Annotated in this window: 10 protein-coding genes; 4 read left to right on the top strand and 6 right to left on the bottom strand. The window is 48.9% G+C overall.

All coding sequences use genetic code 11. From position 1 onward, the window contains the following. The first annotated feature begins 72 nt into the window (after positions 1 to 72). Positions 73 to 822 carry a carboxypeptidase-like regulatory domain-containing protein gene (locus tag F0L74_RS01045; protein ID WP_188315816.1) on the top strand — a complete coding sequence of 250 codons (750 nt, stop codon included), beginning with the start codon at positions 73 to 75 and terminating at the stop codon, positions 820 to 822. A 217-nt stretch (positions 823 to 1,039) separates the two neighbouring features. On the opposite strand, the gene F0L74_RS01040 is transcribed toward F0L74_RS01045, so the two are convergent. The 3 genes from F0L74_RS01040 to F0L74_RS01030 form a co-directional block, all read right to left on the bottom strand. Next, positions 1,040 to 2,356 (bottom strand): TolC family protein, encoded by a 1,317-nt coding sequence (locus F0L74_RS01040; RefSeq protein ID WP_149835988.1) that lies wholly within the window; start codon positions 2,354 to 2,356, stop codon positions 1,040 to 1,042. A gap of 23 nt (positions 2,357 to 2,379) precedes the next feature. Beyond that, positions 2,380 to 5,517 carry an efflux RND transporter permease subunit gene (locus F0L74_RS01035; RefSeq protein ID WP_149835987.1) on the bottom strand — a complete coding sequence of 1,046 codons (3,138 nt, stop codon included), beginning with the start codon at positions 5,515 to 5,517 and terminating at the stop codon, positions 2,380 to 2,382. Between the two features lie 83 nt (positions 5,518 to 5,600). After that, positions 5,601 to 6,689 carry an efflux RND transporter periplasmic adaptor subunit gene (locus F0L74_RS01030; protein ID WP_149835986.1) on the bottom strand — a complete coding sequence of 363 codons (1,089 nt, stop codon included), beginning with the start codon at positions 6,687 to 6,689 and terminating at the stop codon, positions 5,601 to 5,603. A 406-nt stretch (positions 6,690 to 7,095) separates the two neighbouring features. Between F0L74_RS01030 and F0L74_RS01025 the strand changes: the two genes are divergently transcribed. Genes F0L74_RS01025 through rnc form a run of 3 tightly spaced genes read left to right on the top strand, consistent with a single transcriptional unit; the run spans position 7,096 to position 9,340 of the window. Continuing rightward, entirely contained in the window at positions 7,096 to 7,332 is a 237-nt protein-coding gene (locus F0L74_RS01025; RefSeq protein WP_111598342.1) for an acyl carrier protein, read from the top strand. A gap of 24 nt (positions 7,333 to 7,356) precedes the next feature. Then, a complete protein-coding gene (gene fabF, locus F0L74_RS01020) occupies positions 7,357 to 8,610 on the top strand; it encodes a beta-ketoacyl-ACP synthase II (protein ID WP_149835985.1) in 1,254 nt (417 codons plus the stop codon). Positions 8,611 to 8,614: 4 nt separating this feature from the next. Further along, complete coding sequence (gene rnc / locus F0L74_RS01015) at positions 8,615 to 9,340, top strand: ribonuclease III (protein ID WP_246197586.1); 726 nt, start codon at positions 8,615 to 8,617, stop codon at positions 9,338 to 9,340. A 170-nt stretch (positions 9,341 to 9,510) separates the two neighbouring features. Here the strand turns inward: rnc and F0L74_RS01010 are convergent, their stop codons facing one another. The 3 genes from F0L74_RS01010 to F0L74_RS01000 form a co-directional block, all read right to left on the bottom strand. Then, positions 9,511 to 9,951, bottom strand: a complete 441-nt coding sequence (locus F0L74_RS01010) for a VOC family protein (RefSeq protein WP_213086864.1) — start codon at positions 9,949 to 9,951, stop codon at positions 9,511 to 9,513. 4 nt (positions 9,952 to 9,955) lie between these two features. Next, the gene (locus F0L74_RS01005; RefSeq protein WP_149835983.1) at positions 9,956 to 10,990 is read right to left on the bottom strand and encodes a DJ-1/PfpI family protein; all 1,035 of its coding nucleotides are present in this window, start codon (positions 10,988 to 10,990) and stop codon (positions 9,956 to 9,958) included. A 93-nt stretch (positions 10,991 to 11,083) separates the two neighbouring features. Further along, complete coding sequence (locus F0L74_RS01000; RefSeq protein ID WP_149835982.1) at positions 11,084 to 12,043, bottom strand: helix-turn-helix transcriptional regulator; 960 nt, start codon at positions 12,041 to 12,043, stop codon at positions 11,084 to 11,086. Positions 12,044 to 12,410: the final 367 nt, after the last annotated feature.

The following is a 12,410-nucleotide window of genomic DNA, read 5'->3' as shown; positions in this document are numbered from 1 at the left end:
CAGCAATGTGTGGACAACCGCATTAAACTATTTTTTAACTTTTCATTTACGGGGGAGGAATTATATTTGTCAATGCCTATTCCTAAAAATAGACAATGGCTGTCGATTGGAGCAATTTTACCACTATTCCTGTTACTACTGGCAGGCCTTCAACCGGCATGGGGGCAGGTGAAACTGACCGGTATGGTAGTGGATGCGGACACCAAAACCGGCCTTCCGGCTGCCACGATTATCAATAAAAGGACCCAGGCAGGTACCATCACCAGCGAAAGCGGCCGCTTCTATATTGAGGCTGCGCCCGGAGATACCATCGAGTTTTCCATGTTAAGTTATTATAAAAAGGAGATCGTTACCCCGGTGGAAACGACTTCTTTTAATATTTACCTGCCTAAACGCATTTTTGGGTTGCAGGAGGTGAATGTGAAAGGACGCAATTATCACCTGGACTCCCTGGCTAACCGCGAAGAATACGGAAAATACTTTAATTATAAGAAACCCGGCGCCCTGGATGTGCTCAAGACGCTGCCGGCCAACCCGGTCACCGCGCTTTCTTACCTGGTGCCTAGTAAAGCCCGTAAGCGTAAGGAACATTTTCATGAACAGCTGGATTATTGGGAAAAGGAGAATTATATCGATTACCGGTATTCCGCGGAGCTGGTAGGGAGGATGACGAAGCTGGAAAGCCCGGAACTGGACTCCTTTATGCTGCATTACCGCCCGGGGTACCAGTTTTTGCAGAATGCTACGGATTATGACCTGATGCTGTATATAAAGCAGAGTTTTCAAACGTATCAGCAGGATAAGGCGGCGGCGGGGAAATAATGTGCTAATGTGCTGATATGCTAATGTGCTAGTGAATGCAGTATACCGGATCTTATTATATCAATAAAAAAGCGTTGTGGTTTAGGGCCAGAACGCTTTTTTATTTAATCAGTTTATATATTAGCTCATTCACTCATCTCCCACATCAACCTCACCTGTCCTCCCATTACTTCTCCCTTCCGCTGCATTCCCATTAGCACATTAGCATATCAGCACATTACTGCACAAGCTCTCCTTTCAACCTTAACAACTCTGTTTCTGCCAGCTTGGTATTATACCGGGCTAAGATCAACCGGTTAAAGGCATCCTGCAGGCTTTGCTGGGCCAGCTTTACTTCCAGCGTAGTAGACACGCCCTGCCGGAAACGCTCCAGCGCTACCATGGCATTTTCACGGGCCAGGCCTATGTTCTCTTCTTCCAGGGTTACGGACATTTTATAGTATTCATAGTTCTTGAAAGTAGAGTCTATGCTAAGGCTTACCTGCGTTTGCGCATTATCCAGCCATAGCTGCTGATATTCTACATTCAGCTTTGCATTCTTTACCTGCCGTCTTACGTTAAGGCCGTTAAAGATGGGGATGTTGGCGGTAAGGCCATAATTGATCACCCCATTCTGGTTAAACACCGGGCTAAAGGAGTTGGTGGCCGCATTGGAATTTACGCGGCTATAGTTATAGGCGGAGTTAAAAGAGAGCACCGGGTAATAGTCCGCTTTTGCCTCTTTTAACTGCAGGCGGGAGATCTCTACGTTCTGCTGGGCTATCTTTAACCGGGCATTATTACGCATGATCTCTTGCTGCAGGTTGCCATAAGACAGTTCCAGGTTAATGGGTATGGAGTCCTGTACCTCGTAGGTAGTATTGGCTACGGCTACTGCCATCAGCTGGTTCAGCGAAGCTTTGGTCTGTGCGATCACGGTTTGCTGGCGCAGGTAGGCGGCTTTTTGGGCGTTAAAATCCACCCGGGATTGCAGCAGATCCGTTTTAGGCCCCAGCCCTGTCTGGAACTTGGCATCAGAGAGTTTTACCCGCTCTTCTGAAATGGACATCTGTTCAGATAAATTGCGCAGCTGTTGTTTTTGCTGTACAATATCATAGTAGCTGTTAACAATGTCTGCCACGGTATTGATGATCTGGTCCTTCAGGGTCAGCTCGCCCAGGTCGCGCAGGCTTTCCAGGCGCTGGCGGGTAGCGAACATCTTGAGACCGTCAAACAGCGTCCAGTTCAGGCTAACGTTGCCGGTGTAGTTATTACTTTTAATGCCGCTGGTATCACGTTTGCTGCCATTGGCAAATTCCTGCTTGGTACGGGTCTGGCTCCAGGTCCTGCCTGCGGTGGCATTTACACGGGGCGCAAAAGCAAAATTAGCATAGGCATAATCATTCGCGAACACATCGGCGTCATTACGGGCCAGCCTTATATTATAGTTATTCTTCAGCGCCAGGTCTATAGCCTGGTCAAGCGTTAATACCTGCTGTGATCTCCCTTCCAGGACCAGCAGTAATAAGGTGAAAAATATAATTGTTGATCTCATCTTAAAGTCTTTGGATTAAAGCGTCATGCATGTGCAGCCGCTGCATCCTTTGTAATGGCTTCCTGTTCTTCTTCCTGCATGGCTGCTTCATATTCGCTGTTAGGCTTCCTGCGGGAGAGGTAGCTGTACATGGCCGGAATAACGAACAGGGTTAGTATCAGTGAAAATATAATGCCTCCTACTATTACAATACCTAATGGGATACGGCTGGTAGCCGCGGCGCCCAGTGACATGGCAATGGGCAATGCGCCTAAGGCCATGGCCAGGCTGGTCATAAGGATAGGCCGCAAACGCATGGTGGCCGCTTCGATCACCGCGCGCTTCTTTACCAGGCCGCCATCCCGCATATGGTTGGCGAATTCCACGATGAGGATACCGTTTTTGGTCACCAGGCCGATAAGCATGATAACGCCGATCTGCGAGAAGATGTTCCAGGTCTGGTCAAATAACCATAATGACAGCAGGGCGCCTGCAAATGCCAGCGGTACCGTGATCATAATGATCAGCGGATCCACCCAGCTTTCGAACTGTGCGGCCAGTACCAGGTAAATGAGCACCAGCGCCAGTATCAATGCAAACATGGTATTGGAGCCGCTTTCTGCAAAGTCGCGGGAAGTGCCGGACAGCGCGGTATTGAATGACTCGCTGATCACGCCTTCTTTCTTCAGCTTATCGAAGATATCGTACATGGCTTTTATACCGTCGCCTACTGTTTTACCGGGCGCTAAGCTGGCGGAAACGGTGGCGGATTTATACCTGTTAAAGTGATAGATCACCGGCGGGCTGGTCTCTTCATGGATGCTTACCAGGTTATCCAGCTGTATAGCTTCATTACGGTTGTTACGTACGTAGATGTTCTGCAGATCCGCCGGATCATCACGGTCACCGCGGAATACCTGACCCATTACCTGGTATTGTTTACCGTTACGGATAAAATAACCATAGCGGAGGTTACTGAGCGCCAGCTGCAGCGTTTGAGAGATATCTTCTACGGAAACACCCAGCTCGCTGGCCTTTTCACGATTGATCTGTATGCGCAGTTCCGGTTTGTTGAACTTCAGGTCTACGTCTATTGCCTGGAAGGTGGGATTATCATCCGCTTCTTCCAGGAAGCGGGGAAGCACTTTTGCCAGCGAATCAAAGTTGATGTGCTGTAATACAAAGGATACCGGCAAACCGCCACGGCGGCCTACCTGTATGGTTTGTTGCTCCAGCGCAAATACCCGTCCCTCCGGAAATTTGTACATGTTCTTATTGATCATGTTCACAATATCCTTCTGGGAGCGCTTACGGTCATGCGGTTCTGTGAGCACAATGTTGCCAAAGGCGCTGTTGGCCGCTCCGGAACCGCCAAAGCCGGGAGAGGTAACGGTGTAGATCACTTTTCTTTCCGGTATGGAATCCATCATGAACTGGCTGAGCCTGTCCACATAATCATCCATATAATCATAGGCGGTGCCTTCCGGCGCTGTAACGGACAGGCGTATCTGGCTACGGTCTTCCAGCGGCGCCAGCTCTGTTTTCAGCGTTTTGAAAAGGATATAGATAAGGCCCAGACAGGCCAGTACTATAATGGTGGCTACCCAGCGGGTGCGCATGAATCCCTGCAGGGAACGTTTATACCCGTTTTCCATCCACTGGAAAAAAGGCTCTGTTTTGGTATAGAACCAGGAGTGGGTATGTGTTTTACGGCCCAGTTTAACGTTCAGTACGGGTGTTAAAGTAAGGGATACAAAGGCGGAGATCAACACGGCGCCGGCCACTACGATCCCGAACTCGCGGAACAGCTGTCCCACAAAACCTTGCAGGAAGATGATAGGCAGGAACACAAAGGCCAGGGTAATGGAGGTGGCGATCACCGCAAAGAAGATCTCTTCAGAGCCTTCCTTGGCGGCGCGCATACGGGGCATACCCGCCTCTATCTTCTTATAGATGTTTTCCGTTACCACAATACCATCATCCACCACCAGACCGGTAGCCAGTACAATTGCCAGCAGTGTTAATATATTAATGGTGAACCCGCAGATGTACATGATAAAGAAGGCGCCTATCAATGATACCGGTATATCTATCAACGGGCGGAAGGCCATGAGCCAGTCGCGGAAGAACAGGTATACGATCAGTATCACCAGTATCAAAGCCACTATCAGGGTTTCCTGTACTTCTTCAATAGACTTCTTGATGAAACGGGTGTTATCAATGGCAATGTTAGTGGTGTAGTCCGGCGGGATATCTTTTTTCATTGCCTCATAACGCCTGTTAAACTCATTGGCAATGGCTACGTAGTTGGAGCCGGGTTGGGGGATGAGGCCCAGGGCTATCTGCGGCACGCCGGATTCCTTGAGCACTGTTTCCTCGTTCTCCGGGCCCAGTATAGCCTGACCAATATCGCGCAGGTGAATAACATTACCGTTTACGTTCTTAATAATAAGGTCATCAAACTCCTCTTCTGTATCCAGGCGGCCAAAGGTGCGTACGGTGAGCTCTGTGGCGTTACCGGTTATTTTACCGGAAGGCAGCTCTACGTTCTCCCGCAGCAGGGCATCCTGCACATCAGAAGGGGTAAGGCTGTAGGCGGAGAGTTTGGCGGGGTCCATCCAGATCCGCATGGCGTACTTCTTCTCACCTAATATACGGATGGAGCTTACGCCCGGGATGGTCTGCAGCCTTTCCAGTAGCACGTTATTGGCATATTCTGTGATCTCCAGCTGGTTGCGGGTGCTGCTTTGCACCGTCATGGAGATGATATAGTCGGAGTTGGCGTCTTCTTTAGATACAACGGGGGGCGCGTCCAGGTCTGGCGGCAGGTTACGCTGCGCCTGGGATACTTTATCGCGTACGTCGTTGGTAGCAGCTTCCAGGTCTATATTCAGCTCAAACTCTACGGTAATATTGCTGGAACCCTGGCTGCTGCTGCTGGAGATATTTTTAATACCGGCAATCCCGTTAATGGATTTTTCCAGCGGTTCCGTGATCTGTGTTTCAATGATGTCTGAATTGGCCCCCGCATAAGAGGTCCGCACGTTCACTATAGGCGGATCGATGGCAGGAAAGTCCCTAACCCCCAGGAAAGAAAACCCTACTACTCCAAAGATCACAATGATGATGTTCATCACAATAGCGAACACCGGCCGCTTGAGGGATATGGATGGAAGACTCATAGTCAATTATTTTATGTGCAGATATGTATATGTGCAGATGATCTTAGCGGATCACATGCGTTTGCAAACCTGCCTATCTGCACTTAGTTAATCTTATTATACTTTATCTGCATGCCAGCCCGTAGTTGCATAATGCCGCTGGTGATAACGGTATCACCTAAGTTAAGGCCATTGGTTATCTGGATGTTATTCTCGTCGCGTATGCCGGTTTCTACCACTACAAATTTGGCTTTACCGCTGTCTGCTACAATCACTTTTTTATCGCGGGTACCGGGAATGATGGCCTGGGAAGGGATCATAATAGCAGAAGGCATATCCCGCAGGGAGATGGTCACCTTGGCAAAGGAGCCCGGCAGCAATTTGTCTGCATTGGGCATAATGGCCCTGATACGGATGGTGCGGGTTGCCAGGTCGATCTTAGGGTCCATGGCATAGATGCTGCCTTTATAATTGCTGCTGTCGCCGGACACTCTAAAGTTTACGGCATCCCCCAGTTTAATGGCGGTACGGTACTTTTCAGGTATAGAGAAGTCGATCTTCAGCGGGTCTATTTGCTGGAGGGTCGTAATAATAGTGGTGGGGGATACGATAGATCCCAGGCTCACGTTGGTAGTGCGCAGGCCCAGGCGGCCGTTAAAGGGGGCGCGCAGCTCTGTTTTCTGGAGCTGTGTGCGGGTATAATCCATATCCGCGCCATAGGCGCTTACCTGGTTACGGGTAACATCCACGTCCTGCTGGCTGATACCATTTATCTTAAGGAGGTTTTCCTGGCGCTCCAGGGTGGTTTTGGCCAGTTGCTGCTGTAATTGCAGCTTCTGCAGCTGGGCTTTCAGGTCCTCATCATATATTTTAACCAGCAGGGTGCCCTGGGTTACGTTCACGCCTTCTTTAAAATAAAGGCCAACGATGCGGCCGGTTATTTCCGGTTTTACTTCCATTTCCTGGTTACTCTGGAGGGTGCCGCTGGCTTCAATGGTCTCGTCGAGCTTGGTAGTCTTTACCACATAGGCATCTGCCAGGAGGGGACGGTTACCGCCTGCAGCGCCACCCCGGGCGGCAGCAGGGGCTGCTTCCTTCTTTTTGCCATCTGCCACCTTTTTATAAATGAAGAAAATGACTACTGCCGCTACAATGGTAAGCAGTAATGTCCTTAGGATCTTTTTACTGGTCATGTTTGAATAGTTCGCCTTAGTTTAGTTCGCCTGGATTCAGATTTAGATATAGGGGGCGTCTGTTCGCAATAGACTGCCCCCGGCAAATTTAATAAATGGCGGAGGTGGATTCAGCGGCCGAGTGTTAATTAAAGTTAAGAGACGGTAATCCGTAGATAAATGGTCCCTGAGACGGTTGAATGGCACTTTTTGCTGTTGCAAGGCCCCCCTTTGCGTACATATTGGCCATTTACCGGGCTGGACCCCGTTGGATCAATTTAATATTAAATCCCCGGAAAGTGAGCATGGGATTATGTTTACGGGTATCAACCCTGATGTGTATATGTGAAAATTTAGATGCGTAGTTGCCAATTCAATAAAAATTATATTTTTGCAGTCAAGTTTTAAACCAAAAACACTTAAAATTATGTCAGACATTGCATCAAGAGTTAAAAAGATCATCATTGACAAATTGGGCGTGGACGAAGCCGAGGTAAATCCTGAAGCGAGCTTCACCAATGACTTAGGTGCTGACTCTTTGGATACGGTAGAACTGATCATGGAATTCGAAAAAGAATTTAACATCTCCATTCCTGACGAACAAGCTGAAACTATTACTACTGTTGGCCAGGCTGTTGCTTACCTGGAAGAACACGTAAAATAATCCTACTTAACCAGAATTGTTTTAATGCAACCAAGACGCGTAGTCGTTACAGGTTTAGGTGCTCTTACACCGCTCGGCAATTCCGTACAGGACTACTGGGTGGGATTGACGAACGGTGTATCCGGCGCCGGTAATATCAAACAATTTGATGCTGCCAAGTTTAAAACCCGTTTTGCTTGTGAACTAAAGGATTTTGATCCCACCCGATATCTCGACAAAAAGGAGGCCCGTAAGATGGACCCCTTTACTCAAACCGCCGTTATAGCAGCAGATCATGCTGTTCAGGATGCAAACATCAGCCGAAATTCTGTGGATGTAGACCGGGTAGGTGTTATCTGGGGCACCGGCGTAGGGGGAATGATCAATTTTTGCCATGAGCTTAGAGATTTTTATCTGGGGGATGGAACGCCACGTTTCAGCCCTTTCCTGATTACGCGTTTAATTACGGATATTGCCGCAGGACATATATCCATACGGCATGGGTTCAGGGGACCAAACTTTTCAGTAGTGTCTGCCTGTGCTTCTTCTACAAATGCTATTATAGAGGCCATGTACCTGATCCGCTATGGAAAGGCGGATGTAATGATCACCGGTGGTTCTGAGGATGTCATCAACGAAGCCTGCGTAGGCGGCTTTAACGCTATGAAGGCCCTTTCTGAGCGGAATGATGATCCCACAACTGCATCACGGCCGTTTGACCTTAACCGGGACGGTTTTGTGATGGGCGAGGGCGCTGGTGCGCTGGTACTGGAATCATATGAACATGCGATGGCCCGGGGTGCAAAAATTTATGTGGAACTTGCAGGCGGCGCTGCAACTGCGGATGCGCATCACATCACCGCGCCCCATCCCGAGGGACTGGGCGCTATGAATGTAATGAAACAGGCGCTGGCAGATGCAGGCATGAGCGGAGGAGATATTGACTACATTAATGTACATGGAACCTCCACCCCTTTAGGGGATGTGGCTGAGGTAAAGGCGATCCAGCACGTGTTTGGCGATGACGCCTACCGGCTGAACATCAGCTCTACCAAATCTATGACAGGGCACTTATTAGGCGCGGCCGGCGCGGTGGAATCCATTGCGGCGATCATGTCCATTACTCACGGCTTAGTGCCCCCTACTATTAATCACTTTACAGACGACCCTCAGCTGGACTCCAGATTAAATTTTACCTTTAACATCGCACAAAAGAGAGAAGTAAGAGCCGCATTGAGTAATACCTTTGGTTTTGGTGGCCATAATGCCTCTGTTATTTTCAAAAAATTTGTTTCTTGATTGTGTGAAATTACTGCCAGGATTTTTATATCGCTTTGTAACCAGGAAAAGGCAACTTTACAAGGACCTTTACAACCTGCTTGGCTTTGCGCCAGGTAACTTCTCTTTATATGAGGTAGCATTGAGCCACCGCTCCAGTAAAGAAAAGTTCCTGGAAAGCAATGAACGTCTGGAATACCTGGGCGATGCCATTCTCGGCGCCATCATCGGGGACTATCTTTTCCGTAAATACCCTTACAAGACAGAAGGCTATCTGACAGAGATGCGGTCCAAGATCGTGAACCGTCAGCAGCTGAACGAGATCGCTATCAAGATGGGCCTGCGTAAGCTCACCATCTATGATAAGTACAACAGCTTCCTTAAAATAAGCCAGATCTTCGGCAACACCCTGGAGGCGCTGGTAGGCGCTGTATACCTTGATAAGGGTTATAACCGTACCAAACAGTTTGTATACAAACGGATCATCATTCCCTACATTGACCTGGAAATGCTGGAAAGTGTGGAAATGAACCATAAGAACAAACTGTACGGCTGGGCCAACAAGAACGGCAAAACGCTGGAGTTTGAGCTGCTGGAAGAGCAGATGGACAACGGCCGCCGCATCTTTACCGTGGGCGCAGTGGTAGATGGTGAGCTGATCTGCAGTGGTAAGGCCTTTAATAAAAAAGACGCCAGCCAGATAGCTGCCCAACAGGCCATTGACCTGTTAGGCCTGGGGGAAGATAAATAGTTACTTCACCGCTTGTCTTAAGATTGCTCTCATTTTTCCCGCACTGTTTTGTGCGGGTCTGATAAGTATATTCCATGGTGTTTGCCCTTCTTTTAACTGGTTTTCCGTTATAAAGTCTTCTATCAATTGCAGCGTAGCCCGTTCTGTGCTGTAAGGGCCGCTATGCGTTTTTATTTATAGTCCGTTATCCCTATCACATTCCCGGCAGGGTCCTGTAGTTCCGCGGCCCAACCGGTATTAATACGGTAAGGGGTTTTGGTAAAGTGCACGCCCTGGGCAGTGAGATTGTTGTACAGTTCCTGTACGTCCGTTACCTGTAAGAGTACAACGGGTTTTGCATCCGGGAATTTAGCGCTATCCTTTAAGATGATAGCTGCTTCATCGTTGCCTACCCTGAATGCCAGCAATCCCTTTTCAGAAAAGTCGAAATGTACGTTCAGGCCCAGGGTTTGGGCGTAGAACCGGCGGCTTTCCTGCAGGTCATGCGCCGGCAGGAAGAAGTTATCAATGCATAGGATCTTGTTTGTAGTCATAGTTATATGTTTTGGGTGATTGTTATCCAGCCATAAGACCAGCACCAGCAACCAGGGTAGCCATTGGTGTATTTTCATACGATTATACGTTTTTAATGCCCACCTGTATCCTGGTAAGGTTGGCGGCGGTATTCTCAAAATCGCAGTGAATGTATTGCTCCCGGTTATGGCCGCTCATCTGCATACCAGTCAGCAGCAAACCATTGATCAGTTGTTCATAGGTCTTGCCTAGCTGCTGCCAGTCGCCGCGGTGCAGCGTGCTTACACAGGTGAAACCCGGCGCCGTTTTGCAGGCATAGGGCGGCCGTACTGTTTTGGGGGTAATGACCGGCACGCCTATCTCCAGGGTGAACTCCTGTTCCGGATCACCGGTAAAACCGTAATAATGCCAGTGCTGAGGCCCTGCCAGCTCCAGGTCGTTTGCCACCGCGGCAGATACGATCTCCCTGGCTACATTGCGCACCAGGGCGGGGATACCGGCTAATTTTATCCGGTAGCTGCGGTAAAAGAAGTGGAAGGGGGCAACTTGCTCCAGCTCCGGGGCAGTGCCTTTAAGAAAGAACTGTAGCCAAAAGGCCAGTTGCTCATTTGTATCCAGCTGCATCTCCTTGTAAATGGCCTGGGCAAATTCTACCATGGAGGTGCCAGCAGCCGTGATGATATGGCCATCTGTTATTACCGGGGCCTTTACATACCTGTTCTCCGCTTTATAATCCGGTACCAGCCTTTTTAGCAGCTGCAGATCGTTACTGGTATGCTGCACCTGATCCAGAAAGCCATGGTGGGCCAGGAATACCGTGGCGTCGCAAATAGCAGCCAGCGGTTTTTGTGCCTGCACATGTTGCTTAAGCAAGGGCAGCAGTGCCTGGTGTTTACCATTTTTCATGGAGGCGCCGCCGGGCAGTAACAGAAAATCGATGACGGCAGGATCCAGGTCTGCCAAGCTTTTGGCCGGTTGTACGACCACATTGCCGCCAGATGTAACGGGCTGCCCATCCAAAGAGAAAGTGATCACCTCCGTCTTGGTGAAGTTGCTGAGGCCATACACGGTGAGCGCCGGTTCCCAGTCTGCATAGCCGTCGAAAACATACAGGTAACAATTTTTTGCAGGTTGCATAGTGTGCGGTTTTTAATGCTGCTACAAATTAAAAATGGGGTAGTGACAACTGTATGTCAGCAGCAGGCGCACAAATTATTATTAGAGAAGGGATCAGGCGGTGTAGTGCTGCATGAGCTCACGGGCCAGCTCCTGCATGCGGGTGTTTAGCTCATCCGGGCCCACGATGGTCACATCGCTGCCCCACATCAGGATCCAGCGGGCAAAGTGTTCCAGGGGATAACTGTTCATAAAAGTGAGCTCTACATGCTGATCGCAGGTCTTTTCTTCTACCAGTCCGTAATAGTATTTCTGCCGGCCCAGGTAGCGGACCACCCGCTGGTTAAAGCGTACATGATAAGTATGGGTAGGCGCCGGTTCTGAAGTGTATTTTTCCAGGAACTGCTGTAGGGTAATGTGACGGGACTTATCGTAGGTGGTATTGGTTACCTGCATGCTGCGCACACGGTCTGTACGGAAGTTGCGATAGTCGTGGCGGAGCCTGCACCAGGCAATCAGATACCAGGTTTCGTTGTTGTGGTAGATACCGATAGGCTCTACTTCGCGTTTGGTGAACTCGTTGTTGTGGGCGGCCAGGTATTCCATCTGTAATACCTGTTGTTTACCCAGGGCATGCTGTATATCTGTAAGGAAACGGTTGGGAAACCCGTCTTCCTGTTCAGGACGGCTGCTAAGCACTGCGATATTCTCATCCAGCACTTCCAGGAAATCCTTTTCACTGCCGCGCAGCACTGCCCTTATTTTTTGCATGGCATTACTGAATTGCTGCCGGTTAGACCGGTCGCTGAAATGTTCCATGAGTTTTTCGCCGGTAAGCAGGGCCGCTGCTTCTTCCCGGTTAAACATTACCGGCGGCAGGTGGTAGCCTTCCACAATGTAGTAGCCGGTGCCGGCCTCCGCCCCAATGGGCACGCCGGATTCCTGCAAGGCCTTTACATCCCGGTATACTGTACGCAGGCTGATGTTAAACCGCTCGGCTATCTCAGCGGCTTTCACCACCTTTTTACCTTGTAGCTGGATGAGTATAGCGGAGAGGCGGTCAATACGGTTCATACTTGCAATTTAATATTTCCCTGGCAACCTAATAATATCACATTTCGTATACATGATATCGATGTATATTATATCTTTAAGGGGGACAATACTTCGAAGGAAACTAAAAATATTTTTTTTACAGATTAAACTTTTACTCAAATTAGCTGTCTGATATACAGACGAAATCCTCCGGAAATTGTAACTAATTGAAAATGAAGTAGCATTCTTCTTTTGTTTTTATCCCCAGTAAGATATTTTTAACTTTTGATGCTACAGTACAGAATATAGGTTAAATGGTAAGTCCCTGCAATTTTTTGCGGGGACCTCTTTTTTAAGGACGTTTTTACGGGCAATTTTCTCCCTTCAGGATGTTAGGAATCCTTAC

The organism is Chitinophaga agrisoli, from assembly GCF_008386695.1.
Taxonomy (GTDB): Bacteria; Bacteroidota; Bacteroidia; order Chitinophagales; family Chitinophagaceae; genus Chitinophaga; species Chitinophaga agrisoli.
This window is presented reverse-complemented; position numbering and strand designations above follow the sequence as displayed.